Below are 26,262 nucleotides of genomic sequence, written 5' to 3' on the forward strand. Positions count from 1 at the left end.
TTGGAACAGTTATTACCGTATTACGAACGCGAACTGGGTTTCCTGCGCCGCTATTCGCGCGAATTCTCCGAACGCTATCCGAAGATCGCCGGCCGCCTGCTGGTCGGCGGCGAGGTCTGCGAAGACCCGCACATCGAGCGCATGATCCAGGCGTTTGCGCTGCTCAATTCGCGCATCGCCAAGCGCCTCGACGACGACTACCCGCAGTTCACCGAGGCGCTGTTCGAGGTGCTGTATCCGCACTACCTGCGCCCGTTCCCCTCGTGTTCGATCGCGCGCATGGATTATTCGTCCGGCGCCTCGCAGCTGACCACGGTGTCCGAGATCGCACGCGGCACCGCGCTCACCACGCGCAAGGTGCGCGGCGTGGCCTGCACCTTCCGCACCGTGTATCCGGTGACGATCGCACCGGTGGCCCTCACCAGCGCCCACTTCGCGCCGATCATCGACGCCCCCGACGCGGTGCGCCTGCCGGCCGGGGTCACCTCCAGCATCAGCATCACGATTGCCGGCACGGCGGCCCAGGTCACGCTCGGCCAGCTCAAACTGGGCAAGCTGCGCGTCTTCATCGACGGCGAGCCGTCCTTCTGCGCCGCGCTGCGCGACGCCCTGTTCATGCGCACCCTGGCCGCTTACGTGGAAGAGGGAGCGAGCGGGCGCTGGACCTTGCTGCCCGCCGTGCCGCTGGCGCCCGCCGGCTTCGACGAGGAAGACGCCCTGATCGCCTTCCCGGCGCGCTCGCACTCGGCCTATCGCCTGCTCACCGAATACTTCTGCTTCCCCGAAAAATTCAATTTCGTCGACATCGACCTCGATGCCATCGGTGCGGTGCTGCCGCATGGCGCCCGTTCGGTCAAGCTGCACCTGGCGCTGTCGAACCTGCGCAGCGACTCGAACACGGCGCGCATGCTCGGCACGCTGTCGAATACCAACCTGCTGCTGGGCTGCACGCCGGTGGTCAACCTGTTCGCCAAGCGCGGCGAGCCGATCCGCCTGACCCAGACCAAGGCCAGCTATCCGGTGCTGGCCGACGTACGGCGCGCCTTCGCCTACGAGGTCTACGGCATCGATTCGGTCAAGCTGGTGCGGCAGACGCCGCAGGGCGAATCGGTGACCGAGTTCCGCGCCTTTTATTCGCTGCGCCACGGGCAGACGCCGGAAAGGAACGGCCATTACTGGGTCATGCGGCGCGATGCGCTGCTGGCCGAGAAGAGTCCCGGCTTCGAGACCCAGATCTCGATCGTCGACATCGACTTCGATCCGGCCGAGATCGAAACCGACACCCTGAGCCTGGAACTGACCTGCACCAACCGCGACCTGCCGGCCGCGCTCACCTACAGCCAGCGTGGCGGCGACCTGTTCATGACCGGCGGCTCGCGCGTGGATGCGATCGCTTTTCTACGCAAACCGACGCCGTCGCAGCACTTCGAGCGCGGCGCCGGCGCCCACTGGCGCCTGATTTCGCACCTGTCGCTGAACCACCTGTCGCTGTCGGATGGCGGCGTCGAAGCCTTCCGCGAGATGCTGGCCATGTACGACCTGCCGCGCTCGCCCGCTTCGCAGCGCCAGATCGGCGGCATTGCCGCGGTGGCGCACAAGGCGGCCAACGCCTGGCTGCCCGGTAACCCGTTCGCCTGCCTGGTGCGCGGCATGGAAGTGCGCCTCACCATCGACGAAGAAGCCTTTGTCGGCAGCGGCATCCACGCCTTCGCCCACGTGATCGAACGCTTCCTGGGCCTCTACGTGCACGCCAACAGTTTCGCCCAGCTGGTGATCGTGTCGACCAAAACCGGAGAAGAGCTATTCAAATGCAAGCCACGCAGCGGCGATTTGAGCCTGCTGTAATCGAGCGCCTGTTCGCGCAGCCGCACCGCTTCGCCTACTTCCAGGCGGTGCGGCTGCTCGAGCTATGGCTCAAGCGCCACGGGCGCGCGCAGGACGGCGCGGTCGCCAACTTCCTGCGCTTCCAGAACTCGACCTCGCTCGGCTTTCCGGCCAGCGAACTCGAGGCGATGGGTCTTGAGCCGCGCGAGATCGGCACCGATCGCGATGCGCTGCACGCTGCGCTGCGAGAAGGGACGCTGCGCTACGTGCGCATCACGCCGGCTTTCATGGGCCTGTTGGGCGGGGCCGGCGCGCTGCCGGCGCACGACACCGAACGCATCGCCGCGCATGCGCTGCAGACGCGCGACGAGGGGCCGCGCGCCTTTCTCGACCTGTTTTCGAACCGCTCGCTGGCGCTGTTCTACGACGCCTGGCGCAAATACCGTCTCGAGCTCCGCTATGAACTGCATGGCCGCGACAGCTTCCTGCCGCTGCTGCTGTCGCTGGCCGGCGTCGGCCAGCCGTCGCTGCGGCGCCGCTTCGCCGACGACACCCACGGCGAACTGCTGGACGAATCGGTGGCCTATTTCGCCACCGCCATGCGCCACCGGCCGGCATCGGCGGTGCAGATCGCGCGCGTGCTGTCCGAGTATTTCGCGGCCGAGGTCAGGACCGAGCAGTTCGTCGGCCAGTGGTACGACGTGCCGGTGGTGCAGCAAAGCCGGCTCGGCCATGCGAACGCCATGTTGGGCGCGGGCGCCATGGCCGGCGCGCGCGTATGGCAGCGCGACCTGCGCCTGCGCATCGTCATCGGCCCCTTGCGGCGCGAGCGCTTCGATGCGTTTCTCCCCGGCGGGAAAGCGGCGCGCGCGCTGGCCAGCATGCTGTCGATGATGACCGGCGTCACGCTCGAATACGAGGTGCAGCTGGTGCTGTGCGCGCAGGACGTGGCGGGACTGTCCCTGATCGAAGAGCGTAGCGGCGGGCGGCTGGGCTGGGACAGTTTCCTCGTCACCGGCGGCGAGGCGCGGGACCGCGGCGACGTCCGTTACGCCATCCACGCGCTGCAGTAAGGCGGCAGTAAAGCTTCATTCGCCATGAGATCGACTTCTTCAACCTTACTAGGGAAACCTGCATGAGCCTCAACCTCAAGACCCTGATCGGCAAGTTGAACGACACCTGCCGCACCGCAGCCACCCGCGCGGCGGGTTTGTGCGTGTCGCTGGGCCAGTTCGAAGTCGATCTCGAACACCTGTTCCTGGCGCTGCTGGAGCAGCCGAAAAGCGACTTCGCCGTCATCGCGCGCCAGAGCGGCATCAGCCCGGGCATGCTCGAGGCCGACCTGCAGGCCGAGGTGGGGCGCTTCAAGACCGGCAATGCGCGCACGCCGGTGTTCTCGGCGCGCCTGCCGAAACTGTTCGAGCACGCCTGGCTGATCGCCTCGCTCGACATCCCCGACGGGCGCCCGGCCGAGATCCGCAGCGGCCACCTGCTGCAGTCACTGCTGACCGACCCCGAGCTGTCGCAACTGGCCTACCGCGGCTCCAAACTGTTCGACAAGTTCGACGTCGACCAGATCAAGCATAACCTCGACAAGATCGCCGCCGGCTCGCAGGAAGCCGTGCAGGCGGCCGCACCGGTACAGCAGGGCGGCAGCGATCCGGTGGGCGAGCTGGCGCAGTCCGCGCAGTCGAAGACGCCGGCGCTCGACCAGTTCACCACCAACCTGACGGCGCGCGCGCGCGACGGCAAGGTCGACCCGGTGATCGGGCGCGACGTCGAGATCCGCCAGGCCATCGACATCCTCATGCGCCGGCGTCAGAACAACCCCATCCTGACCGGCGAGGCCGGCGTCGGCAAGACCGCCGTGGTCGAAGGACTGGCCCTGCGCGTGGCGGGTGGCGACGTGCCCGACGTGCTGAAAGGCGTCGAAATCCATACGCTCGACATGGGCTTGCTGCAGGCCGGCGCCTCGGTGAAAGGCGAGTTCGAGAACCGCCTGAAAAACGTGATCGACGAGGTGAAAAAAAGCCCGCATGCGATCATCCTCTTCATCGACGAAGCGCACACCATGATCGGCGCCGGTGGCCAGGCCGGCCAGAACGATGCGGCGAACCTGTTGAAACCCGCGCTGGCGCGCGGCGAACTGCGCACCATCGCCGCCACCACCTGGAGCGAATATAAAAAATATTTCGAGAAGGATGCGGCGCTGGCGCGGCGCTTCCAGGTGATCAAGGTCGAGGAGCCGAGCGAGGAACTGGCCTGCGCCATGCTGCGCGGGATGGCGCCGCTGATGGAACAGCATTTCGGCGTGCGCGTCTACGACGAAGCGATCACCGAGGCGGTGCGCCTGTCGCACCGCTACATCGCCGGCCGCCAGCTGCCGGATAAAGCCATCAGCGTGCTCGACACCGCCTGCGCCAAGGTCGCGCTGGGCCAGAACGCGACGCCGGCGCTGATCGAGAGCCTGGCGCGCAAGCGCGAACGCATCGAGGCCGAGCTGGCGTCCTTGCAGCGCGAGCAGAGCGCCGGCTCGTCGCACGCGGCGCGCATCGCCGAACTGGAAACGGCGCGCGGCGCCGCCGAGGAAGAACAAAGCGGCTTGAGCGCGCGCTGGGAACAGGAAAAGGCGCTGACCGAGCAGATCATGGAAGGGCGGCGCGCATTGGAGGAGGGTGGTGACGCAGGTGACGGTACCGGCAGCCGCGACGTGCAGGCGCTGATGATCGAGCTGCGCGCGCTGCAGGGCGAAACGCCGATGGTGCCGGTGCAGGTCGATGGCCACGTGGTGGCCGAGATCGTCGCCGGCTGGACCGGCATCCCGCTCGGGAAGATGGTCAAGGACGAAATCAGGACGGTGCTCAACCTGAAGGACTTGCTGGAAGAGCGGGTGCTGGGCCAGCCGCACGCGATCGAAGCCGTCGCGCAGCGCGTGCGCACGGCGCGCGCCAACCTGGACGACCCGAACAAGCCGAAGGGCGTGTTCCTGTTCGTCGGCCCGTCCGGCATCGGCAAGACCGAGACGGCGCTGGCGCTGGCCGACGTGCTGTATGGTGGCGAGCGCAAGCTGGTCACCATCAACATGAGCGAATACCAGGAAGCGCACAGCGTTTCGGGCCTGAAAGGCTCGCCGCCCGGTTACGTCGGCTATGGCGAGGGTGGCGTGCTGACCGAGGCGGTGCGCAGGAACCCGTACAGCGTGGTGCTGCTCGACGAGGTCGAAAAGGCCCACCCGGACGTGCTCGAACTGTTTTTCCAGGTCTTCGACAAGGGCGTGATGGACGACGCCGAAGGCCGCGAGATCGACTTCAAGAACACGATCATCATCCTGACCTCGAACGTGGCCTCGTCGACGCTGATGGGTGCTTGCCTGAACAAACCGGAGCAAGAGCTGCCGGCGCCGGACGAACTCGAATCGCTGATCCGCCCACAACTGATGAAGCAGTTCAAGCCGGCCTTCCTCGGCCGCCTGAAGGTGGTGCCGTATTACCCGCTGTCGGACGACGTGCTGGTCAACATCATCGAACTGAAACTGCGCAAGATCGCCCAGCGCATCGCCGTCAACCACAAGGCCGCCTTCCACTACGACGAAGCGCTGGTCGAAGCAGTGCTGGCGCGCTGCACCGAGGTCGACTCGGGCGCACGCAACGTCGACAACATCCTGAACGGCACGCTGCTGCCGGAGGTGGCGCAGTCGGTGCTGGCGAAGATGGCGGAAGGGGCGGCGATCGCGTCGATTGCGGTGTCGGCGAGCGAGGAGGGGCAGTTCAGTTATGTGATCGAATAAGATCCTGCCGCCACTGGAAGGTATCGGCGCGCCTGATCCATCCGGTGCTCTCCCGCTTTGCGTGGGTGTACCTGACCCGGTACCAGCCGGGCCGTTCCTCCAGCACGTAGGCGACGTCGCCCGCGACGAGGTAGGCCTTGCGCACTCGGTTCGCGTCCGGCGCATCGTGGAAGAAAGCGCGTTTTACAGCGATCGTGGCGACCGCGATCCAGTCGCCCGGCGGCCCCGTGTCGACCGTCACCACGTAAGCATCCTTTACCGGGGCGACGTTCGGTCCCGCCAGCATCCCGATGATCCATTCGCACTCGCCGGGCGCCAGCGCGGCCGGCAGGTCGATCCTGAGCTTGCCTTTTGCGGACGTCAATAGCGTGAACGCGCGTCCCGCGCTGGGCGGCCAGTTGTCGTTGTCGCTGACCGCATCCTGGATCGCCAGCTTGGCCGTGCTTGCGGGCGTCACGTGCCCATGAAAGACGAACTTGCATACCTCCGTCCTGCCGGGCGCGGTGTACAAGGCTGACAGGTAGCCGGTCACGATGCCGCTGGCTGGATTGACGCCGATGGCCACGAAAGGGTTGTCGAAAACCTCATCGGCCGCCGAGCGCGCCTGCGCCATCGCGCTACCTGGTACGGCCAGGGCGCCGGCGAGCAGCAAGGGTACAAGACAGCGCAGCGGCGCTGCAATTTCCGGTTCCTGATGGGGCGATTTTGCGTTTAGCGCCGACATTGCGGCTGTTCCGTTGTCGTGCCGTCTGCATGAGAACCAGCGGTAGAATGGGCCGCATCGAGGCGCGTTTTGCTGCGCTCATAATCGACCAGGTCCTTCGGGTACACCAGTTCGTCGCGATAGCTGCTGTCATCGATATCGTAGAGGTAAGTGAATGCTGCGGCGCACATCGCCCAATAGCCGACATAAGAGGAAAATTCCGGCTTGATTTCTTCGTGCATGCCCCAGAAATGTGCCTGCCCCTTGAAGGCGGAATACCAGTTCTTCAAATATTTTTTCATCAAGCCGGGCCGTTCGGCCGGATCTTCCGCATCCACCACAGCCAGAAGCAGCCGGTATGGCCTGTCCCAAAACCATTCGTCCAATTCCGGGCGGTCGGCGAAATAAAATGTGAACAGTTCTTCCAGGACTGCGTCGGCGCCATCGAAGTCGGTGCCTGTGTTCCAGTCGAGGATGGTCGGCAGGAGATCTTCGCGGCGTAACAGGATCGCTGCACATACCAGGTGCAGGTAATTTACGTAGACATCCACGAACTGTGACATCAGGAAAGTTGGCGTGTAGAGCCGGTCGGCTTCGTTTTTCTTGTCTACATATTCCTGGTACGCTTCCACAACCCTGTCCAGCAGTACTGCCAGAACAGCCGGTTCTTCACCGCCCGTATATCTGAGCTGAAGCGTGCGCCAGAGGTCGGATGCACGATTCTCCATGAATTGCGCATGGTCGCCGGGCCGTACCTGCCTCGTACCAATGGTCGAGGTATTCGCGCATCCGTTCCGGCCGATCGGCTGGGGACGCATCGACAATCGCGAGCGTCTTACAGTAAGGCAGGTGGCGGGTGCAGTCGCTCGGTAGCGGGGCTGGACGCTGCATATGGATCGCGGCGATCCGCTCCAGCATGCCATCCCGTACCGGATTGTTGTAATCGATAACGGCCATTACTCTGGGAATATCGCGCTTAGCCGAGAAGGATGGCGAAACAAAGCAGGCGATTTGCGCGGTTAAATCCGGCGTCGCCCAGCGGAAGGTGAGCGCCGGGCCGGCGGGCGCCCTGCGGCGTGGCATTGTAGGCCTCGGAATACAGCGCGTATTCTTCGTAATAGCCGAGTAATGCCGGATAAAAGTCCCGCAAGGCAGCTACGGGCGTTCCGGCCGAATAACTCAATGCGAGGAGATCGAGCGCGTAAAAGGCGCGCACAAGTGAGCCGCATGAGGGCTGCTTCATCCCTGCCTGCGCGCCAAGCCGGGTCGCCAAGTTTCATTGCGGCGCGCGGAATGCGGGCGATCAGGTCCGCAGCTTCTGTTTGGTATTCGCGGTAGCCCAGCAGTGGATCGCGCCTGGCTGCCGCGAATTCTGTTTCCGGCATCAGTTCAAGCATTGCATTGTCCTCAATCCGGTTCGCTGCGGTGCATGCCCTGACGCGAACCAGGCGCCGGCGCCTGCCCGTCCTTGCATGCCGTTTCGGTGGCGGGAAAGCGTTCGCGGTGGCGCTGTTCGAGCGCCGCCATTTCTTCTGCATTGGGCCTGCCCAACCTCCGCTTGGTACAGCTGTCGAGCAGTTGTCCGACCATGCGCTTGTGCGCTGGATCGAACAGCAAATCCATGGTGGTGTTGTCGCACTGATGCGCCTGGCAAATCCCGGCGTTCGGAATGCGCCTGATCAGGTCTTCAGCCCTGGTCCGGTACGCCTGGTAGTCGAGGAGGCGGTCGCGTTTGCGGCGTTTGAATTCGGCCTCTGGAATCAGGATGTTCATTCCGTGCTCATGGACAGCGCCACCGGCCGCCCCGATCAGTTCTGAAGAAGCCGCCATACCGTCAAGCCATACGGCGAACCGAGATCCTGCATTTTCGCGTCTTTTGCATACTCCGCATGCTGGGTCGGAATGCCAATCGACTCCCACGTTCCCGCAACGGGGCAAGCGTCTCCAGCTTTCGCGCGGGTTCCGAGCGTAAGTGCGCTACCTGGAATGCCCGCGCCGCCTTTCTGCTTGCCGAGATCGGCCATGTCGCGTGGGTAAAACTCGTGATCGCGATAAAGAGCGTCGTCGATCCCGAGCGCTGTGGTAATTGCAGCCGCTTCCCGCGACCAGTAGCCCAGGAACTGATTACCCTTTGAGTGAGAGTCGTAGTACGGCTCGCGGCGGCTGGCCTGGTACCAGTCGTCGAGATAGTCCTGCATCAGGCCTGGACGCTCAGCGGCAGGTGCATCGAAGATCGCCAGCGTCTTGTGGTAGGGAAGGTGGCGCAGGCACTCCGACGGCAAGGGTTGCGGCCGCTCCATATACATTGCTGCGAGTCGCTCGATCATGCCGTCGCGCGATTGTTGTAGTCGATGATTGCCATTATCCGTGGGACATATTCTGGCCAGCCGAGCAGGATAGCGAAAGACAGCAGACGGTTGGCTTCCTGAAAAGCAAGGTCGTGCAGGGCAATATGGGACCCTTGCGTGATCACTCCCTCAGGCGTCCGATTGAACGCTTCGGAATACAAGGCGTACTCCTCGAAATAGGCAAGCAGCGCGGCGAAAAATTCGCGTAACAATTTGACATCAGTGCCGGCTGAGTAACTTAGCGACAGCAGATCAATCGCATATTCGGCCCGTGCATAGGTGAGGCGTCCCAGCGCAGCTTCGTCCCGACCGTCGAGCCAGACTGGATCACCAAGCTTTTTCGCCGCGTTCGGCAGTCGCCTGATCAGGTCTTCAGCTTCGTCGTAATAGGCCTGATAGTCGAGCAGGCGGTCGCGTGTGCGGGCGAATGCGGCTTCTGAAAGCAGCGTAATCATTTAACGTCCAAAAATACCAAAGAGGACAGGCTGTTCCGCCGGCATGGGACACGTAAACGCATCAGACAGCCTTTACGACTTATGGAGCCCACTGCCATATGGTTGTTCCATACTCAGAGAAGTCAAACGACGGCATGATGTCCCCGGCTTTGAAGCTCTTGGAGCTATCTGCTTTTGCAGGACTGAACCAGTTTCCGTCCCGAGGACATGTTTGGCCGCCCAGGACTCGAAGTACGGTTTCGCCATTATTCAACGACACTGGCCGACGGGGAATGCCGCGGGCGTAGTCCACCAGGTCTTTGGGATACACCAACTCGTCCCGATAGGAGCTGTCGTCGATATCGTAGAGATATGTAAATGCAGCGGCGCACATCGCCCAATAACCGACATATGGCGAGAAGTTCGTCGCAATTTCTTCATGCTTGCCGTAAAAGCTTGCCGTGCCCTTCATCGCCGGATACCACTTTTTTACGTACTTCTTCATCAACTTCGCTTGTTCTGCGGAGTCGGGTTCATCAATAGCGTCCAGCAGCAACCGGTAGGGGTGCTCCCACAGCCATTCATCCAGTTCTGGACGGTCTGGAAAATAAAACTTGAATAACTCTTCCAGAACAGCATCGACGCCTTCGTAATCGGTCCCGTCGTTCCATGCAAGTATGATCGGTAACAAGTCCTCGCGGTGGAGCAAGATACAGGCGCTCACAAGATGAAGATAGTCGGCGTACGTGTCGATCATGTCCAGCATGCGAAACGGCGGCACGTATTCCTCGTCTACCGCCGCATTGTTTCTGTCCACGTAGTGCTGGTAACGATCGACTACTTCGCCAAGCAACTTTGCAAGTTCCGACAAATCTTCACCAGAAGTGTATCGCAGTTGAAACGTCCGCCAAAGGTCGTCTGCTCTAAAAAGCAGTAAACCGACATGTGTTCCAGGAATGCTTTCAGGTATTTCCAATAGAGCAGGGTACTCCGATTCGACGGTTGCGTAGTGATCAAGCGTGCTTCGGTAAGCCTCTTCCGAAATGAATTTTTGACGACGCTGCTTGTCGAATTTCTGCATACTCATTTTCTTTTTGGTCGACGTCCGTTTGATGAAGAGCAGTTGTATTGTCCGTTCTTCCAAACGTCCGGAAATATGAAAGAGGACAGGCTGTTCCCGGCACCAGGGAGACACGTAAACGCATCAGGCAGGCTTGACGATTTAACGTTATGGAGCCCATTGCCATATGGTCGTTCCATATTCAGAGAAGTCGAATGTCGGCATGATCTCCCCGGCTTGGAAGCGCTTGAGGCTATCTGCTTGTGCAGGGCTGAACCAGTTTCCGTCCCGAGGACATGTTTGGCCGCCCAGGACGCGAAGTACGGTTTCGCCGTTTTCCATCGATACTGGCCGACGAGGGATGCTGCGGGCGTAGTCGACCAGGTCTTTGGGGTACACCAGCTCATCACGATAAGATCTGTCATCGATATCGTAAAGATATGTAAACGCAGCGGCACACATAGCCCAGTAACCCACATAGGGGGAAGCGTATGGTTCGATCCCTTCATGCCTACCCCAGAAACTTGCTTTGCCTTTCATTGCCGGATACCACTTCTTGACATACTTCTTCATCAACTTCGCTTGCTCTACGGGGGCTGGTTCGTCGATTGCGTCGAGAAGCAACCGATATGGCTGCTCCCACAACCATTCGTCCAGCTCGGGTCGATCTGGAATATAGAACTTGAACAGCTCTTCCAAGACAGCGTCCACACCTTCGTAATCCGTTCCTTCGTTCCATGCGAAAATAGTCGGTAACAAGTCCTCGCGGTGAAGCAGGATGCAAGCGCAGATGAGATGGAGATACGTAATATAGGTGTCCATCATGTCCAGCATGCGGAACGGTGGAACGTAGTCTTCGTCCAAAGCCTCGTTATTTTTATCGACGTACTGTTGATATCTCTCGACTACTTCTCCTAGCAAAGGTGCGAGTTGGGCCGGATCTTCGCCGCCCGTATAACGAATTTGCAGGGTCGACCAAAGGTTCGACGCCTTGATCCTGAGGAGCGCCGCATGGCTCCCTCGTTGGTTTTCAGGCATGCGCAAGAGCTCTGCGAATTCTTCCTCGACTTGCGCATAATGAGCAATCGTGTTCTGAAAAGCAACGGCTCCGAGAAATATTTGACGGCGTTTGCTGTTAAAACTATCCATGGTTGTTCTGCTCCTTAACGGCGCCTGTTCTGCGGCCGCCTATATTTTCCGGTTGCTTCATATTTCTTTTCAGCGATATCAAGATGCGCTTCGCGGAACTCAATTTCGATGTCGTGTTTAGCATGCTTGTCGGCAAATTCTTGAGCCTCCGCTGGCTTGTTAACGTAACTCTTTTGAATAATTTCAGACATCGCATGAACGTGTTCAGACGCCTGAAGTGGCGACACCAAAAATACGTGCCTTGAATAATTATTGATGATGAGATGGCTGATAGTGCCGAAGCTGGCCTCTATTCGATCCTGAATCCATCGGTCGCTCATCTGCATAACCATTGTTGTCGACATGCGGCGTGTGTTGTTAGTCGCTGTTCTACCTTGGTTTGCAGCGCGGCGGCGACCCGCGCTACGATTCCCTCCAGGACCGCCCGCTCGGCTTTGCGCCTCACCTAGTAATTGGTAGAGTTCCGCCTTTGGATTCATACTGGCCTTAGCTTCGACAACCGCATATTGGTTGGGCCGTGCGCGGTTTGTATGCCAAAGCGAGTCGATACCATTAGTTAATACGTTCGTTTTTGGTGTGCATAGATAAGTAGGGATAGTCCCGTCATTGATCTTCTTGTATTCGGTCTGCCATCCGGCTCGTTTGCCTCCTCGTGCAGGCCCACTCATATCATGCCGGTTCCACTGCAAGCCCCAATTCTTTTTCTCGATCACATAATGTTCAACGATATGCTCGCCCATCAAGCCTTTTGCTGCGAAGTCGAGCCCGGCATAAATGTCGAAAGCGGTCTGCTGCACGACGTTGGTCGTTCTTCCCTGCGCACCGCGCGCCTGGGTACGCGGTGTGCTCCCGACCGTTTTGTGTGCCGGGCCTGCGGCCGCGCGCGCCGTGCGCGATGGCCGCGCCGTCTGAGGCGAGCGTCGGACCATGGGACCTGACGTTGCGACAGCGAGCGCCACTGCGGCCGCATGCTCCCCCAGCAGCTCTTCGAGGAATTGCCGGATCTCCGTGGCAGCCTCGCGAATAGGCGCCGCCAGTTTGCCGCGCATCGACTTCAACGCTGGCGCGACGTCGCGCGCGAGCTGCTCGATGCGGTTCGGGCACCACCAGCGCGACTGTCCCAGATAATCGAGCATCGCAATACAGCTATCCAGCGCCAGGTTCGCCTTGAGGATGGCGGCCTGGGTTTCCCCCGCCCAGTTCAACGAGCGTACCCAGCGCACCGCGCCGCCTTTCTTGTGGCCCAGCATGCGTTCGATCATGGCGACGCCGCCATTGACGAGTCCACGGGCTGCCTTGCGCTGCTTGTACAGCGGCTTGAAAACGGTCTTGAAGGCACTGCCAACGCTCGGGACGACGCCAAAGGCGGCGAAACCGAGATCGATCTTCTGTTCCAGCGTCGCCTTTGCCAAACCGCCGTGTTTGTTGATGCGGTAGAGGCAACCGGATACGTCACGCAAGTCCATGACCTGGTCGATGCCTGGAATCAGCGAGACCAGCCCGGCGACGACTTGCGCCGACACCATCTGCTGTTCGTTGAAATCGCCGAGGATCAGGTCTTCCAGGAATTTCACACCGTCGTCGACGATACTCATGCTTGTCCCCGTTCATAGGCTGCGCGCGCCTCTCGAATGGCCCGCTCGGCCTGTTCCCGTATTTCGGGCTTCTTGTACTCCGGCTCGGGTTCCGGCGGTGGCGACCAGTCGCGCGGGTCTTCCCCGAATTCGACGGCGTATTCGCCCGGCGGCACATTGGTCAGTACCGCATGCCCTTTGTTGTCGAGCGTACCTTTGCGTACCGCGCCGTTGGCGAAGGTGACGATGTAGGGAGCGTTGGGTACGGCATCGAGGTCGTCGTACTGGAAGTTCAGTTCGATGTCGTTGCCGACGTTGGCCGGATGGGGCAGGGCCGGTAGTTCGGGCGCAACGCTCTCTGGCCCGGTGAGCTCCTTCATCGACGCCTTGAAGCGCATCGTCCCCGGCCCATGCACCGCGATATTTCCGCCCTCGAGCCTGATATAGGCCCCCTGCGCCGTCAGCAGCACATGCTCCTTCGCCGCCACCGTCACGCTGCTGGTCACGCTGGCAACAGTGATTCCCTTGTCGGCCGTCAGACGCGTCGGCCCGCTCTGGCTCTGGCTGCTGAACTTGCCGCTGGCGGCGTGCAGGCGGATGCCGGTTTCCCCGTTCGGCTTGTCCGGCGCGCTGGCTTTGCCGTAGGTGAACAGGCTGATGCCGCCCTTTACCGTGTGGTACGCGCTGCCCTGGGCGCTGAAGTTGATGTCCTGGCCGGCGCCGATGGCGGTGCTGGCGCCGGCGGTTACCACGGCGCTGGTCGGGGTGAGGGCGGCGATGCCCGACGGCGTCGACAGTTGCAGCTGGGCTTCGCTGAAGGCGGCCGTGGCGCCATCGCCGCCCGCGCTGCCGCCGTTGCCGTGTGTGGAGGCGCCAATCACCTCCGCCGCATGGGCGACGGCGGCGATCGCCGCCAGCTTGTCCGGGGCGGCTTCTTCCAGCAGGCGCGCGTTGTGCTTCTGCGCCGTCTCGGCCAGCGACAGGTGCAGCGCATGGCTGGCCTCCACCTGCCTCTGCGCCGGACCGGCCTCGAGGGCGCCGGCGCCGGTTGAAGCCGGGTCGGTCGTGACCAGCAGGCCGCTGCCGGCGCGCAGCGCGAGCGCGTGTTCGGTCTTCAGTTCGGCGCCGAAGCCGGCCATACCCAGGAGCTCGTTGTCGCTCTGGTGGCGCAGGTGCCCGAGGTTCAGTTCCGCAGTGCCGCCATGCGCCCTGGCATGCTGCTGCAGGGCGATGCGCGCCTCGCCCGCGCTGTCGTCGAACACCAGCTGGCTGTAGGCGCCGGCGCCGTCGGCGCTGTCGCGCATGGCCTGGCTCTTGATGCCCGCCAGGACCGCCGGGTGGGCGTGGGCGCCGCTCGCGCCGGGGAACCAGGCCGCCGCGTTGCCGGTGGCGGCGCCGGCGCCAGCGCCGACGGCATTGCCCTGGGCGTCGGCCTGGCCCTGGCCGTTGTAGACGGCGCCGATCACCACCGGGCGGTCGATGTTCCCGTCCAGGAAATCGACCAGCACTTCCTGGCCGATGCGGGGCAGGGCGTGGCTGCCCCAGTTGGCGCCGGCGGTTGGCGCGAGCGGCGTCGCCACGCGCACCCAGGTGCCGGCGCCGTCGTCGGCCGGCGCGCCGCTGTGGCCATCGGGCGCCGGATGTTCCAGGCGGCTGTGGCTGGCGCTGCCGCGCTGCCAGTGGAACTGCACCTTGATGCGGTGGTCGCGGTCGGTGTGGACCGGGGCGCCGGGCGGTCCGACCACGATCGCGGTCTGCTGCCCCTGCACGGTCGGACGCGGATGCAGCAGGCGGCCATGGCCGTCTTGCGTACTGCTACGGTAGGGCAGCGCGGCGTCGATCGCCTCGATGCTGTTGCGGTACACCGGGCGCTCGGCGATGCGCTTGCCGCTGGCGTGCAGGCTGTGTTCCAGTTCGCGCAGGTTGAGCGCGCCGACCGGATCGTCGCCCAGGCGCTGGGCCAGTGCGGAGACGGTATTGGCGTCGAGGTTGTTGTGCGCCAAGTGGCGCACGCGCACGATCAGGAAGTTGCTGTCGGCGCCATCGTATTTGCTGTGTTCGCGCAGCGAGAAGGTGGTGCCGGGCGCGAAGCTGCGCACGGTGCCGGCGCCGATGTGGACGACCTTGTCCGCTTCCAGCGCCTGCAGCTGGCGTTCGGCCAGCCGTTCGCCGTGCTCGCGCGTGGTGTACGCGTAGACGCCGGGGATGTCGCTGCTGCGCAGTTCGACCTCGCCGGCTGCCGAGGCGCTAACTGTGCGCAGGTCGCGGCTGCGGTAATCCCAGCTGCGCAGATCAAGTGCATTGGTGTGCAGCCGCGTCTCGGTGCGCCAGCGGTCGATGCTGTCGGCCGTCATCACCGCGCCCGGCTGGGTGAAACGCACCGTGGCGTGGGGATTGGGCCGGAAGGCGTCGTTGCTGTCGGCGATGACGAAGGTATGGCTGCCCAGCTGCGCACCGCCGGCGTCGCCGCGGTGCTCGAAAAAGCCGAACAGGCCTTCTTCGCTCATCAGGCGCTGTACAAAAGCGAGGTCGCTTTCCTGGTATTGGGTGGTAAGGCTGCGCACGGGATACAGCGACCGGTCGGCGTCGATGCGCCACAGCGGCGCCAATTTCCCCTTGCCGTCCCAGGCCGCAAACACGGCGTCGATGATGTCGGGTACCGACATGCCCTGGAACACGCGGCTGTCGCGCCCCAGCGCCAGGAAGTCGCTCCAGGGCGAGATCGTCAGGCGGTAGCGCGCCAGGCCGCCGTCCGCGCCGCACAGTTCGGCCGCCGTCACATGGCCGTGGAAGGGACGCAAGTTGCCGCGCGCATCGGCCAGCAGTTCGAGCAGCACCGGCTGGCCGAGCAGCGATTTGAGCGGCAGCGAAGCGTCGGGCGACAGCGCCGACACCTGCAGCCGGAAGCCGCTGTCGATGCCTTCCTCGCCATGCAGCGACTCGGCCAGCAGCACGTCGCGCCCGAGCGGCGTATGCAGGCGCAGCATGCGGCTGTCCTGCGAAAACCGCTGCAGCGACGACCACAAGGACTGGACGGAGGGCGTATCGACCGGTGCAACCATGCGTTCTGCATTCCCACGTAACGATGAAGCGATGAAGATGCCGACCTGATCAGGAATCAGCCGATATTACACCGTAGTTAATGATTCTAAACAAGCCCATTTCTGCCAAGCAATTATCGCGCGGATCTAGTCTTGCCCCTGCTGGACACCCAGCATTTCCTCGATATGCGCCAGCGAACCGGAATCCTTGATCACCGAGCGCAGCCAGGTATGCAGATCCTGTTCGCCGGCGGCGGCCGCCTTTTCGGCGAAATACGATACCGGACTGTGCGGCTCGGTTCGGCGGAAGAACTCGGCGATCGTGCGCAGTTGCGCGATCGCCTGGGCGCGCGAGGCGATCTGTCCCGTCGCGCCGGGTGCCGGTGCCGGCGCCAGGCTGTCGTGCGCCGGCGGCGCCAGCGCCTGGCCTGGATCGATGGACTGCGGCGCCGCCGCCTCGGCATCGGTGGCTGGTGCAGGCATCAGGCGCAGCATGTTCTCGACGGCGTCGCGTGCGCCGACGAAGCCCGGCGCGTCGTTGCCCAGGCGCGCGTCGGCCGCCCGTTCCAGCGCCGCCAGCGCTTCCAGGCAGGCCTGGGCGTCGGCGGCAAAGGCGCTGCGGAAGGCGCCGCTGTTTGCCCGCCGCGCCGCGTCCATGTCGGCCAGGCGGCGCTCGTCGCCGGCCTTGCGCGCCACGTCGAAGTCGAGCGAGGACCAGGCGCTGCCGTTGCCGTCGGTGACCGGCACTTCGCGCAGCAGCGCCGGGATGCGCGACAGCAGCCAGCCGAGGTTGCCGATGCGCTGTTCCTGGTCGCCGTCGTCCGCTTCCGGATACAGGCCGTCGTCCCAGAAGCGCTCGAACAGGCCGGCCAGCACGCGCAATCCTTCGGCCAGCCCGCGCAGGCCGTGTTCGCGCGCGGCCGCCTCGGAAAGCCAGGCGGCCAGGCGCAAGTCCTTGCTGGTCGTTTCCAGCAGGGCGGCGCAGCGGCGCACGACGAAGTCCCAGTCGGCTTCCTTCAGCTCGGTGATCCATTCGCCCTGGGCCAGCGAAGGGTCGTCGAAGGTGCGGGCGCGGGCGATGGCGTCGAGTTCGGGCGAAAAGGCGAGGTCGGCGCCGGACGGGTGTTCGGGGCTGATCGGGTTGAGTAGCTGTTCGGCTGAAAACATGGCGGTTCCTGATAAACGAACTTACTGCGAACTTACTGCGAACTTACTGCGCGATCCGGAATTCGATGCGCCGGTTGCGCGCGCGCCCGGCCGGGGTGTCGTTGCTGGCCACCGGCCGGTCGGCACCCTGGCCGGAGGCGGTAAGCAGGTCGCCGTCGATGCCGCGCGAGGACATGTAGGCCTTGACCGCTTCCGCGCGCGCCTGGCTCAGGCCCTGGTTGGTGGCGCGCAGGCCCTGGTTATCGGTGTGGCCGATGATTTCGACCTTGCGCTGGCTGATCTTTTTCATGGCCGCGATCATCTCGTCGAGGATCGCCCGGCCGGCCGGCGTCAGCGCGGCCTTGCCGCTCTCGAACTCCACCGTGCGGTTCGCCAGCGTGTTGTCGAGCACGCTCTGGTCGCTGCTGGAGACGCGCAGGCCGTTGTTCACCGTGTAAGTGGGATTGAGGCTGGTGGCGACGTCGCTCGCGATCTTCTGGCGCTGCGCCTCGTTCGCCACTTCGCCGCGCAGGCTGACGGTGGTGCCGTCGATCTTCAATTGGCCGCGCGTGACCTGTTTCAGGTCGGGCGTCAGGATTTTTTGCACATAGGTGTTCCAGTTGGCCGGCATGGCCACCTGGCCGATGGCGATCTGGTCGACCACGCGCTCGGCACCGTAGATATCGCGCAGGCGCGCCAGCACGGCGGCCTTGGTCGCTTCGTCGGGCACGGTGCCGGCGGCCAGCACCTGGCCGGGTTCGGGCGCCGCGGTCTGGGCCTGGGCGCTGCCGGCCAGCGCAAGCAGAAAGGTGAGGGAGAGCAGTCGTTGCATCATCAGCTTCCAATAAATGCCGTGCACAGCGAATCGAGCGCGGACTTGAGTGACAGGCCTGGTTGCGCCAGGTAGGCGGAGAGCTTCTTGACGGCATAGTCGTCGTCGACCTGGTCTTCCACCCAGTCGAGTTCGTCGAAGGTGATGTGGCGCTCCGCCGCCGCGCGCGGGTCGATGATCGCCTGCAGCGTGTGCGCCGACGCCCCCGAAAAGCCGAGCACCAGCGCCGGGCGTTCGTCGATGCGGGTGATGAACAGCGCCAGCTCGAAGTCGGCGCGCGCGAGAAACGGCGTGATCAGGTGCATCCAGAACGCCGCCACCAGGTTGCGGTACATCGGGTCGCGCGGCAGCGGCAGCAGCAGGCTTTTATCGAGCCGGCTCGAACTGCTGGCCAGCACCGGCTGCATCAGCATGCCGATCGCCAGCAGCACTTGCCGCACCGAGCCGTGAAAGCCGCCCTGGGCCAGCTGCGCCTGCAGCGAGCCGATGTCCTGCAGGTCGAGGAAGTCGGCGAAGGCGGCGCCATAGGCGGCGCTGCGCAGGTCGAGTTCCACCACCTGGCCGGCGGCCGCCTGCAACTGCGCACCGGCGTCGCCGGCGCCGAGCACGCCGCTGCTGAGCGATTCGAGGCGGCTCCACAGGCGGTTCAGCACCAGCGGCGCGTCCTGCACGAAGGCGGCCGGCTCGGCCACCTCCAGCGCGCTCATCATCAAGAAGGGATAGCGCCGGTTCGACTGGTCGGCGCTGGCGACGATGTGGCCGGCCACCGCGTTGCGCCGGCGCGGGCCGACGATGGCGAAGTTGAGCGGAGCGGCGGCATCGTAGCTGAGCTTCCAGCGCGCGTCGCCGCTCATCAGCTCCATCGCCTCGGCCAGCCAGTCGTCGAGCAGCTTGATCAGGGCCGGGTTGTCGCTGCCCTTGACGAAGTCGGCGCGGCTCGGGATCTTGCCGAAATAGCCCACCGTCGCGGCGGTCGGCGCACTCATGGCGCGGCTCATTGGGCCGCTCCCGCCGCTGCCACCACGGAGGCGCCAGGGGCAACGATCGACTCCGGCAGGCGCAGGCGCTTGAAGCCCTGGCCCGGCGCCGCGGCCGCGGCCGGACGCGCCGCCGGCTGGGTGGTGCCGACAATCTTCAGGTTGGCGGTGACGGTGACGCCGCCATTGTCCCAACTGAGTTCGAACACGCCGCCGTCCTTGCGTTTGCGGCGCGCCGATTCCACCATCTTCTTCAAGCCGAAGTGGCCGGCTTCGTTGAGCAGCACCACGCTGTTGCCCTGCGCCGTAATCGCGGTGACGCGCGCGCCCGGCGTGCCCTGCGGGTTGGGCCAGACCATCTGCACCCAGGGCTGCGGCTGGCCGCGCCAGCGCAGCGCCTGGCCGTCGATCTCGATCGTGAATTCGCTGGCGCCGGTCGCGCCCAGCGCCTGCAGGTCGAAGCGGGTTTGCGCTTCTCCGCCGCTGGCGGCGGCCGTATTGGCCACGCCGTTCGCGGCCAGCGGCGCCACCCAGCCGGGGAAGCTGGCAACCACCTGCGGCGCCAGGTTGACGCCCATGTTGGCCCAGGTCCTGGCGGCGAGGGCGTCGCCGCGGCGCACCACCAGCGGGCCGATGGTGGTGTCGAAGAACTTGGCGATCGCGCCTTGCGGGCCGAACACCTGGCCGATCTCGGCGTCGCTCGCTTCCTGGCGCGATTCAGTCGAGAACGGATACTTCGGCAGCAGGGTCTGGCGGAAGGGCGTCAATACCTGCGCCGCCCACACCTTGTCGATCTCGGCCTCGGTCGGCTTGACGATGACGGCAAAGCTCTGCATCAGCGGGCGCACCAGCAGCGGGCGCAGGGCCGCCTTCTGGGCGTCGCTCATCCCGGTCAGCATCTGCTCGTCGACGTATTTCAGCGCCTCGGCCAGTTCGGAGCCGTTGCCGTCCAGGGTTTGCTGCATCAGCTGCTTGGCGCCCGGACCCGGGTCGCCCTGGTTCTTGATGGTGTTGAAGCGCCCGCGCAGCTTCGACAGTTGCGTCATGTAGCCGCGCATCAGCGAAGCGTCGTTGTCCTTGGCGACCACCATGCGCGCTACGCCGGCGAATTCGCGCCCCACCGGCCCGAGCGGCAGGGCGGCGTTCTGGACGCCCCCCTGGGCCGGCATGTTGATGTTCACCTGCGACGGCTTCTGGCGCATGACCGTTTCGCGGAACCAGGCCGACAGGCCGTGCTGGGCGCGCTGCATGCCGGCGTCGACCAGGGTCGGGTTGTCCCACGAGGTCTGTTCGTAGACCGTGGTCACCAGCTTGCCGATCGGCGAGATCTGCGGGTCGCCGAGGCGGTTCATGGCGGTCGCGGCGGCGTCGAAACTGCCCAGGTCGCGGATCGTCACGCCCTGCAGGAACTTCTGCCACTCTTTGGCGTAGTCGTTCTTGTAGAGTTCGACCAGGGCCTTCTGGATCTGTTCGGGGCTGCCCTCGAGCGTGAGGTCGTCCTTGGACGCGGTTTTCAGCACCCAGTCGGCGCTTTGCAGTTCGCGGTTGGCGGCGTCGCGGAAGGCGTCGCGGACAAAACCTTCCCAGGCCTGGCGGGTGAAGGTGCCGGGGATGGCATAGCTGCCCAGCACCAGTTCCTTGTCCTGTTCTCCGACGATGCGCGCCACCGTCATGGTCGGGAAGCGCGTCGCGGCGCGCGCCTTGACGTCGGCATACACCCGTTCGCGCGCCGGCATGCCGCGCACCACGCGGCGCAGGTTGTCGCGCGTCTGGTCGACCAGCGCCAGCTTCGGCTCCAGGCGCGGCCAGGAGGTGTCCTGGATCTGCGACAGGTAGAAGGTGATGATGCGCTCGGCGCCGCGGATCATCTGCTCGCGCGGCATGGCGCCGCGGTTGGCGTCGAGCCAGCCGCGCCAGAAGCGGGTCAGCTGGTCGTTCAGGTGCGCGCCCTCGGCACGTGCCGGGTCGGCCAGCATCAGGTAGGTTTTCAGGGCGTTGTAGGCGTCCTCGCTGCTGGTCGGCGACGAATCCTTGAACTGCTGCGCGCTCGCCTGCACGTCCGCACCTGCCACGGCGGGCGTGCGCGCCGCCGGCTGCAGTTGCGCCGCGTTGCGGTTGACCTCGGTGAGAAAGCCTTCCAGCGATTCGCCGACCGGCTTGAGCATCACTTCGCGCACGCCGCTGAAGTATTCCTCGCGCAGCTTGCGCTCCAGGTAGGCGCCCTGGTACAGCCCCAGGCCGAGCGCCAGCGGACGGTCGTCGCGGTAGCTTTCCAGCTGTTCGATGCGGTCCTGCAGGATCTGCAGCGCCTCGAAGCGCGATTGCAGGTCGAGCCGCTTGTCCTGCAGGCGCACCGCCTGCGCCAGGTCGGCCTCGACGTTGGCGACCAGCTGGCGGTTGTTCACGTACGACCAGCTCCAGCCGCCCAGCGCCAGGCCGGCGATCGCGGTGGCCGCCAGGAAGGCGGCGTAGCGCATGCGCGTCTTGGCCGGGCTGGCGTACTGGGCGACCAGGTCCTTGTCGGCGAAGATCACGTTGCGGAACAGGTTGAGCAGGAAGTAACCCTGCTGCTGGTGCGCTTCCTCGTGCTGGCCGGGCTGCAGCTTGATGTCGAAGCGCTGCGCGACCCGGCGCGAGGAGGCCGATACCGGTTCGCCTTCCTGCAGGGCGCTGGTAAAGTAAAAGCCGCGGAAGACCGGCTTGAACTGGAACGGGTTTTCCTCGAACAGGGTGGCGATGAAGGAGCGCAGCGGCGCGCGGATGTTCGAGAACTCGAGCGGGAAGGTGAACACGCCGGGCGGCATGCGCTTGTTGGTCGCCAGCGCCATGTTGGCCGCGCTCATGTCCTTCAAGCCTTCGTAGAGTTCGTCGAAGCGGGCGTCGAACTGGTCGAGCACCTGGTTGCCGCTGACGTTCTGGCCGTAGGGCAGGGTGGCGCCCCAGACGCGGTCGCGCTCGTGGCTGTCGGCGCTCTCGAAGAATTCGCTGAAGCCGGTGATCAGGTCGGCCTTGGTGAAGACCACGTAGACCGGCGCATGCACTTCCAGCTTCTCGGTCAGTTCCTGCACGCGCTGGCGCAGGTTCTTGGCCAGGTTGATGGCGAATTCGGGCCGGTTGCCGGTCAGCTCGGCCACGCTGGCGGCAATGATCACGCCGTTGATCGGCGCCTTCTTGCGGTATTTCTTCAGCAGCGACAGGAAGCCGAACCATTCGGCGCGGTCTTCGTCGGCGACCGAATAGCGGCCCGCGGTGTCGATCAGGATGCCGTCGGTGGTGAAGAACCAGTCGCAGTTGCGGGTACCGCCGACGCCCTGCACGATCTTGCTGTCGGCGAAGGGGAACTGCAGGCCGGAACTGGCGATCGCCGTGCTCTTGCCGGCGGCCGGATTCCCGATGACCATGTACCAGGGCAGCTCGTAGAGGGCGGCGTCGCCCGAGGCGTGGCCCAGCTTGGAACCCTTGATGGTGGCGATCGCGTCGAGCATGCGCTTCTTGATCGCTTCCTGCTCCTGCTGGTGGGCCGGGCTGGCTTTCGGCGTGGCGGCGGCCTGGCGCTCGAGCATGTCGCCCAGCTGGGCGGCCGCCTGGCGCCCGTGCCGGCGGCGCCACAGCCAGAACCCGGCGCCGGCCAGCAGCGCCGCGGCGAACAGGCCCCAGGCCCAGGGCACGTGGAGGCCGAGCAGCCGGGTGGCGATCCACAGCAGCGCGGCCAGGGCGAGAAAGCCGATCGCGGCCAGGGTGCTGCGCTTGGTGAGGAATTGACGGAGTGTGTCGATCATGAGGGAGCTCGGTGACGGTGTCAGTTGTGTGCGGCGGCCGGACGAACCAGCACGGCGCCGCGGTGAAGGGGATCGTCCAGCCCGACGCAGAGGGTCGCTGCGCGGAGCTCCTGCGTGTGGTGCGCCGCCAGCGCCAGCGCGGTGATGAAGGGCACGGCGCCGCAGTTGCCGCAGGCGCCGCCGGTTGCCTTGACGTCCAGGCCGGCGTCGAGGTGCGGCAGGCTGCCGGCCAGCGCCATCAGCTCCATGACCCGGCTGGTGCGGTGGTCGGCATCGGCGAGCACCATCGCCACGGCCGGCGCCTCGAGCGCGCCGCGCGCCAGCACCGCCTCGGCGAGCGTGCGCAGCGTGGCGGCATCGGGCCGGCGCGCGGCATCGGCGCTGCCTTCGCGCGCGGCGTGCAAGGCATGCAGCAGGGGCGCATCGGACTGCATCGGCTGCGCGGTGGCCGGATCGGCCAGCAGCAGGCCGGCCGCACCCTCGCCGGGAATGCTGCCTTGCGGCCGGGCGGCGCCGAACAGGCTGCCATCGGCGGCCATGCGCTCGACGCTGTCCGTGCCGATGGCCGAGTCAAAGGCAAGTACGATGGCCAGCAGGGGGCCGGCTTCGCGGTTCAAGGCGGCCAGTGTCGAGACGGCAGCGCCCTCGGCCGAAACGGCGCTGGCGGCGATGCGCTCGCGCGGCCAGCCGGCGCCGGCGGCGATCTGCGCCAGCCAGGCGGCAGCGGCGGCGCGCCGGGTCTCGCTCCACGCCGTTCCCGCCAGCAGGATCAGGCGCAGGGGTGGCGCAAGCGGCTGCGCCGACAGCGCATCTTCGACGTGGTGCGCATGCGGATGTCCAGCGGCCACATGCGCCAGCTCGGCCACCACAGCCGCGCCCAGGTCGAGCGCGCGCCAGTGTTCGTCGGCGAATTGCGGGTCGGCCAGCGATTGTGTTTGCGCCTGCACTTGCAGCCACTGCGTGAACTCGTCACGCAGCAGCGCGTCGCCGGCGCCGGACACGCGTGCGCTCATCACCGGGTAGCCTTCGTCGTCCAGCAATTCCGGATCGAGGCCGGCGCGTAGCGGCCCTGCCGCCAGCGCCGCGGCCAGTTCCTGCGGCGAGCGCCCGTGCGGCGTCTGCACCGATGCGGCCAGGATGGCCAGCGCCGGGCCGGCTGCGGGCGCCGCGGGCGCGCCGGCGGCAACGGCGACTGCCGGCGCGGCTGCCGCGGTGGCGGCGCGTTTTGCCAGCAGCCTGCGCCCGAACTGGATGAGAGCCAGCAGGGCCAGCGGCACTGCCAGCAGCCAGACCAGCAAATCCGAGATCGAGGGCATGCGGTTGGTCGCCTGCCAGTAGCCGACCGCGCCGGCCCAGCACAGGCCGAAGGCGGCCAGCGCCAGCAGGATGCCCTTGAGCCACAGGCGCATCAGCTTTCTCCTCGCGAGCGTGGACGGAAATAGACCATGTCAAACCCGGTCGATCGTTGCTTGCTGGCCGGCGACCAGCGTCGCGCCGCAGCCGGTCTTGTCGCCATGGCGCGCCACCGGTTTGCCGTCGACGATCCAGCTCATGTCGCCGGTGACGATCGGCACGGCGCCGTGCAGCGGGCACGCAGTCATGTCGCCGAGGCGGGCGATGCCGATTCCGCCGCTGTCGCTCATGGCCGAGGCCTCGACCACGGTGCCGCCGTGCGAGGTCTTGTCGCCCAGCCTGATTACAGGTCCCGCCATCTCCGTTCTCCCAGTCGTTGCGGCAGCGCCGGTTGCCGCTACCGCTACTGCCGCTTCATCACGCCGCGCAGGCGCAGTTCGGTGTGCCCGAAATCCATCATCTTCCAGCGCCCGCCCCAGGTCAGGCCGAGCGATTCGGCAACCTCGCCATACAATTCGTAGCCGCGCATCGCCCATGGATCCTTTTCCGAGATCACGATGCGGCCGTTGCGCACGAAGGCGCAGTCGGCGGCCAGCCCGTACTGGTGCCAGCTCTGGAAGGCGGCGGCATTCGTCACGTTCGGCCCCATTGCGGCCAGCATGTTCTGGCGCTGCGGGCTGCGGTAGCCCTCCAGGATCGCCATCTCGTAGCCGTACTTTTCCTTCATGATGCGAAACGCGTGCAGCAGGCGCTGGCGGTAGGCCGGATCGAGCAGGTCCCAGTTGCGGCTGGCGCTGGCGATCATCGGCCGTTCCTTCCGCACCTCTTCGCTGGCAAAGGCCGGCGGCGGCAGCGCCGGCGGCGGCACCAGCTGTTCGCCCTCGAGCAGGGACGCCACCTGCACGTTGACTTCGCGCTGCGACTCCTCGAACCCGTTCAGGCTGGTCCCGTCGCTGCCGAACAACGCCAGCAGCGGCGGCGTCCCGAGCAGCAGCACGCCGCCGATGCAGAGCAGGGCGTGACGCCGGACGAAACTGCCCGCTTCGCGCAGCGATGCGCCGCTCGCGCTGCCGATGCCGGCCAGGCGCAGGCTTTCGCGCTGGGCGGCGGCGCGCCAGCCGCGCCGCACCCGCTCGCCGGTGCCGGCGAGCAGTGCCAGTACCAGCGAGCGCCCGGCCGGAAACAGCACCAGCCAGCTGACCAGGCAAGCGAGCAGGAAGTACAGGGCGACGGCGGCGAACAGCACGGTAGGATCGTCCTTGCGGAAAACAATGGCTCGTAAGAAGCATTGCTTCAAAGTATAACTTAATCTAATGTTAATGCGTCCGCACGATTGAAAGCGTCTCTGTACGGCCGCGCACGGTTGCAACAATTTCCCTGCGGACCTTTTATAAATGACGTAAAGTTATGCTAGGAACAACAGGGAGCCCATCTTGCAGGAAAGCGATCAGCCCCGCCGCGCCGGCCGGCCCAGTCTGCTGTCGGAGCAGCCGCCGCCGGGCGGCAGCCATGGCATCCTGAGCAAACTTGACGGCCGGCCGGCCGCGGGCGGACCCCGTCCTGTGCCCGCACGGCGCCGGCCGCGCCGCGCCGCCGGCCTGGTCGCGCTGCTGCTCGTGGCCGGCGCTGGCCTGGCCTGGATGGCGGCCGATGGCGACCTGGCCCCGGAACCGCCTGCAACCGTCGCCGCTGCCGTACCCGCACCTGCACAGCCGGTACCTGTTTCCGCTCCTGTGGCTGTCCCGGTATCCGTCCCTGCACCGGCGCCCGAAGCGCATGCGAGCGTCGCCGCCATCCTCGAAGACACGCCGCATCTATCCGAACCTGCACGCGCTCCAGGCAGGGGCGACAAGGACGAACTGCTCACCTTGCTCGATACGCCACCAAAAACCGCTGCGAAAGGGGCCGAAAAACCCGCGCGCGAGAAAGTCAAGCTGGCGCAAGCTGACAAACCGGCACGCAAGGACAAGCTGCCGGCCAAGGACAAGGAAAAGGCACGCGCCGCCGCCGCCAAGAAGCCGCCCGCGAAGGCTGCACCTCCGGTCGATACCGACGTGGCGCTGCTGGCCGCCTTGCTGGCTCATAACAAGAAAGCCCCGGCGCCCGTCAGCGGCAAGGCGGCGCGCGAACTGAAACGCTGCGCCGCGCTGGGCAATGCCGCCGAAGTGGATCAATGCCGCGCGCGCGTCTGTGGCGGCGAGGCCAAGGCCGCGCCCGAATGCAAGCCACCGCGGGTGGCCAAGGCGTCGGATTGA

At 65.2% G+C, this 26,262-nt stretch carries 21 protein-coding genes; 4 read left to right on the plus strand and 17 right to left on the minus strand.

Features of this window, described 5'->3' with window-relative positions; all coding sequences use genetic code 11:
• The 3 genes from tssF (at position 1) to tssH (ending at position 5,611) form a co-directional block, all read left to right on the plus strand.
• Positions 1-1,845 (plus strand): type VI secretion system baseplate subunit TssF, encoded by a 1,845-nt coding sequence (gene tssF, locus AC56LG_RS23025; protein WP_497168360.1) that lies wholly within the window; start codon positions 1-3, stop codon positions 1,843-1,845.
• Positions 1,809-2,897 (plus strand): type VI secretion system baseplate subunit TssG, encoded by a 1,089-nt coding sequence (gene tssG, locus AC56LG_RS23030; RefSeq protein ID WP_497168361.1) that lies wholly within the window; start codon positions 1,809-1,811, stop codon positions 2,895-2,897. Before tssF ends, tssG begins: the two co-directional genes overlap by 37 nt.
• 62 nt (positions 2,898-2,959) lie before the next feature.
• On the plus strand, positions 2,960-5,611 hold the full coding sequence (gene tssH, locus AC56LG_RS23035) for a type VI secretion system ATPase TssH (protein ID WP_497168362.1): 2,652 nt from the start codon (positions 2,960-2,962) through the stop codon (positions 5,609-5,611).
• Here the strand turns inward: tssH and AC56LG_RS23040 are convergent.
• From AC56LG_RS23040 to AC56LG_RS23120, 17 genes are all read right to left on the minus strand, one after another.
• Positions 5,592-6,335: an SH3 domain-containing protein gene (locus AC56LG_RS23040; RefSeq protein ID WP_497168363.1), complete on the minus strand. Its 744-nt coding sequence runs from the start codon at positions 6,333-6,335 to the stop codon at positions 5,592-5,594. The genes tssH and AC56LG_RS23040 overlap by 20 nt on opposite strands.
• A complete protein-coding gene (locus AC56LG_RS23045) occupies positions 6,323-7,042 on the minus strand; it encodes a PoNe immunity protein domain-containing protein (protein ID WP_497168364.1) in 720 nt (239 codons plus the stop codon). Before AC56LG_RS23045 ends, AC56LG_RS23040 begins: the two co-directional genes overlap by 13 nt.
• Positions 7,043-7,290: 248 nt before the next feature.
• Positions 7,291-7,557, minus strand: coding sequence for a hypothetical protein (locus AC56LG_RS23050; RefSeq protein WP_497168365.1), 267 nt, complete (start codon positions 7,555-7,557; stop codon positions 7,291-7,293).
• A gap of 164 nt (positions 7,558-7,721) precedes the next feature.
• Positions 7,722-8,087, minus strand: a complete 366-nt coding sequence (locus tag AC56LG_RS23055) for a hypothetical protein (RefSeq protein WP_497168366.1) — start codon at positions 8,085-8,087, stop codon at positions 7,722-7,724.
• Positions 8,088-8,122: 35 nt separating this feature from the next.
• Positions 8,123-8,641 (minus strand): PoNe immunity protein domain-containing protein, encoded by a 519-nt coding sequence (locus AC56LG_RS23060; RefSeq protein WP_497168367.1) that lies wholly within the window; start codon positions 8,639-8,641, stop codon positions 8,123-8,125.
• The gene (locus tag AC56LG_RS23065; RefSeq protein WP_497168368.1) at positions 8,638-9,117 is read right to left on the minus strand and encodes a PoNe immunity protein domain-containing protein; all 480 of its coding nucleotides are present in this window, start codon (positions 9,115-9,117) and stop codon (positions 8,638-8,640) included. The genes AC56LG_RS23060 and AC56LG_RS23065 overlap by 4 nt, the downstream gene beginning before the upstream one ends.
• Before the next feature lie 79 nt (positions 9,118-9,196).
• The gene (locus AC56LG_RS23070) at positions 9,197-10,177 is read right to left on the minus strand and encodes a PoNe immunity protein domain-containing protein (RefSeq protein ID WP_497168369.1); all 981 of its coding nucleotides are present in this window, start codon (positions 10,175-10,177) and stop codon (positions 9,197-9,199) included.
• A gap of 147 nt (positions 10,178-10,324) precedes the next feature.
• Positions 10,325-11,305, minus strand: a complete 981-nt coding sequence (locus tag AC56LG_RS23075) for a PoNe immunity protein domain-containing protein (RefSeq protein WP_497168370.1) — start codon at positions 11,303-11,305, stop codon at positions 10,325-10,327.
• A 14-nt stretch (positions 11,306-11,319) separates the two neighbouring features.
• A complete protein-coding gene (locus AC56LG_RS23080; protein WP_497168371.1) occupies positions 11,320-12,900 on the minus strand; it encodes a hypothetical protein in 1,581 nt (526 codons plus the stop codon).
• Positions 12,897-15,941, minus strand: a complete 3,045-nt coding sequence (locus AC56LG_RS23085; protein ID WP_497168372.1) for a type VI secretion system Vgr family protein — start codon at positions 15,939-15,941, stop codon at positions 12,897-12,899. Before AC56LG_RS23085 ends, AC56LG_RS23080 begins: the two co-directional genes overlap by 4 nt.
• A 126-nt stretch (positions 15,942-16,067) precedes the next feature.
• A complete protein-coding gene (gene tssA / locus AC56LG_RS23090) occupies positions 16,068-17,087 on the minus strand; it encodes a type VI secretion system protein TssA (protein WP_497168373.1) in 1,020 nt (339 codons plus the stop codon).
• 43 nt (positions 17,088-17,130) lie between these two features.
• Complete coding sequence (locus AC56LG_RS23095) at positions 17,131-17,901, minus strand: OmpA family protein (RefSeq protein WP_497168374.1); 771 nt, start codon at positions 17,899-17,901, stop codon at positions 17,131-17,133.
• Entirely contained in the window at positions 17,901-18,884 is a 984-nt protein-coding gene (gene tagF / locus AC56LG_RS23100) for a type VI secretion system-associated protein TagF (RefSeq protein WP_497168375.1), read from the minus strand. Before tagF ends, AC56LG_RS23095 begins: the two co-directional genes overlap by 1 nt.
• An 8-nt stretch (positions 18,885-18,892) precedes the next feature.
• Positions 18,893-22,654 (minus strand): type VI secretion system membrane subunit TssM, encoded by a 3,762-nt coding sequence (gene tssM / locus AC56LG_RS23105; RefSeq protein WP_497168376.1) that lies wholly within the window; start codon positions 22,652-22,654, stop codon positions 18,893-18,895.
• Between the two features lie 20 nt (positions 22,655-22,674).
• Positions 22,675-24,063, minus strand: a complete 1,389-nt coding sequence (locus tag AC56LG_RS23110) for a hypothetical protein (RefSeq protein WP_497168377.1) — start codon at positions 24,061-24,063, stop codon at positions 22,675-22,677.
• A gap of 39 nt (positions 24,064-24,102) precedes the next feature.
• The gene (locus tag AC56LG_RS23115; RefSeq protein WP_497168378.1) at positions 24,103-24,366 is read right to left on the minus strand and encodes a PAAR domain-containing protein; all 264 of its coding nucleotides are present in this window, start codon (positions 24,364-24,366) and stop codon (positions 24,103-24,105) included.
• 44 nt (positions 24,367-24,410) lie between these two features.
• Positions 24,411-25,253: a M15 family metallopeptidase gene (locus AC56LG_RS23120; protein WP_497168379.1), complete on the minus strand. Its 843-nt coding sequence runs from the start codon at positions 25,251-25,253 to the stop codon at positions 24,411-24,413.
• 187 nt (positions 25,254-25,440) lie between these two features.
• Between AC56LG_RS23120 and AC56LG_RS23125 the strand changes: the two genes are divergently transcribed.
• Entirely contained in the window at positions 25,441-26,262 is an 822-nt protein-coding gene (locus AC56LG_RS23125; protein WP_497168380.1) for a hypothetical protein, read from the plus strand.

Source organism: Telluria sp. ZB2R32 (assembly GCF_059685715.1).

Excerpts from the sequence above, each read along its gene's own strand:
- tssG (WP_497168361.1), top strand. The coding sequence starts at position 1,809 with ATGCAAGCCACGCAGCGGCGATTTGAGCCTGCTGTAATCGAGCGCCTG.
- tssH (WP_497168362.1), top strand. The coding sequence starts at position 2,960 with ATGAGCCTCAACCTCAAGACCCTGATCGGCAAGTTGAACGACACCTGC.
- AC56LG_RS23040 (WP_497168363.1), bottom strand. The coding sequence starts at position 6,335 with ATGTCGGCGCTAAACGCAAAATCGCCCCATCAGGAACCGGAAATTGCA.
- AC56LG_RS23045 (WP_497168364.1), bottom strand. The coding sequence starts at position 7,042 with ATGGAGAATCGTGCATCCGACCTCTGGCGCACGCTTCAGCTCAGATAT.
- AC56LG_RS23050 (WP_497168365.1), bottom strand. The coding sequence starts at position 7,557 with ATGAAGCAGCCCTCATGCGGCTCACTTGTGCGCGCCTTTTACGCGCTC.
- AC56LG_RS23055 (WP_497168366.1), bottom strand. The coding sequence starts at position 8,087 with ATGAACATCCTGATTCCAGAGGCCGAATTCAAACGCCGCAAACGCGAC.
- AC56LG_RS23060 (WP_497168367.1), bottom strand. The coding sequence starts at position 8,641 with ATGATCGAGCGACTCGCAGCAATGTATATGGAGCGGCCGCAACCCTTG.
- AC56LG_RS23065 (WP_497168368.1), bottom strand. The coding sequence starts at position 9,117 with ATGATTACGCTGCTTTCAGAAGCCGCATTCGCCCGCACACGCGACCGC.
- AC56LG_RS23070 (WP_497168369.1), bottom strand. The coding sequence starts at position 10,177 with ATGCAGAAATTCGACAAGCAGCGTCGTCAAAAATTCATTTCGGAAGAG.
- AC56LG_RS23075 (WP_497168370.1), bottom strand. The coding sequence starts at position 11,305 with ATGGATAGTTTTAACAGCAAACGCCGTCAAATATTTCTCGGAGCCGTT.
- AC56LG_RS23080 (WP_497168371.1), bottom strand. The coding sequence starts at position 12,900 with ATGAGTATCGTCGACGACGGTGTGAAATTCCTGGAAGACCTGATCCTC.
- AC56LG_RS23085 (WP_497168372.1), bottom strand. The coding sequence starts at position 15,941 with ATGGTTGCACCGGTCGATACGCCCTCCGTCCAGTCCTTGTGGTCGTCG.
- tssA (WP_497168373.1), bottom strand. The coding sequence starts at position 17,087 with ATGTTTTCAGCCGAACAGCTACTCAACCCGATCAGCCCCGAACACCCG.
- AC56LG_RS23095 (WP_497168374.1), bottom strand. The coding sequence starts at position 17,901 with ATGATGCAACGACTGCTCTCCCTCACCTTTCTGCTTGCGCTGGCCGGC.
- tagF (WP_497168375.1), bottom strand. The coding sequence starts at position 18,884 with ATGAGTGCGCCGACCGCCGCGACGGTGGGCTATTTCGGCAAGATCCCG.
- tssM (WP_497168376.1), bottom strand. The coding sequence starts at position 22,654 with ATGATCGACACACTCCGTCAATTCCTCACCAAGCGCAGCACCCTGGCC.
- AC56LG_RS23110 (WP_497168377.1), bottom strand. The coding sequence starts at position 24,063 with ATGCGCCTGTGGCTCAAGGGCATCCTGCTGGCGCTGGCCGCCTTCGGC.
- AC56LG_RS23115 (WP_497168378.1), bottom strand. The coding sequence starts at position 24,366 with ATGGCGGGACCTGTAATCAGGCTGGGCGACAAGACCTCGCACGGCGGC.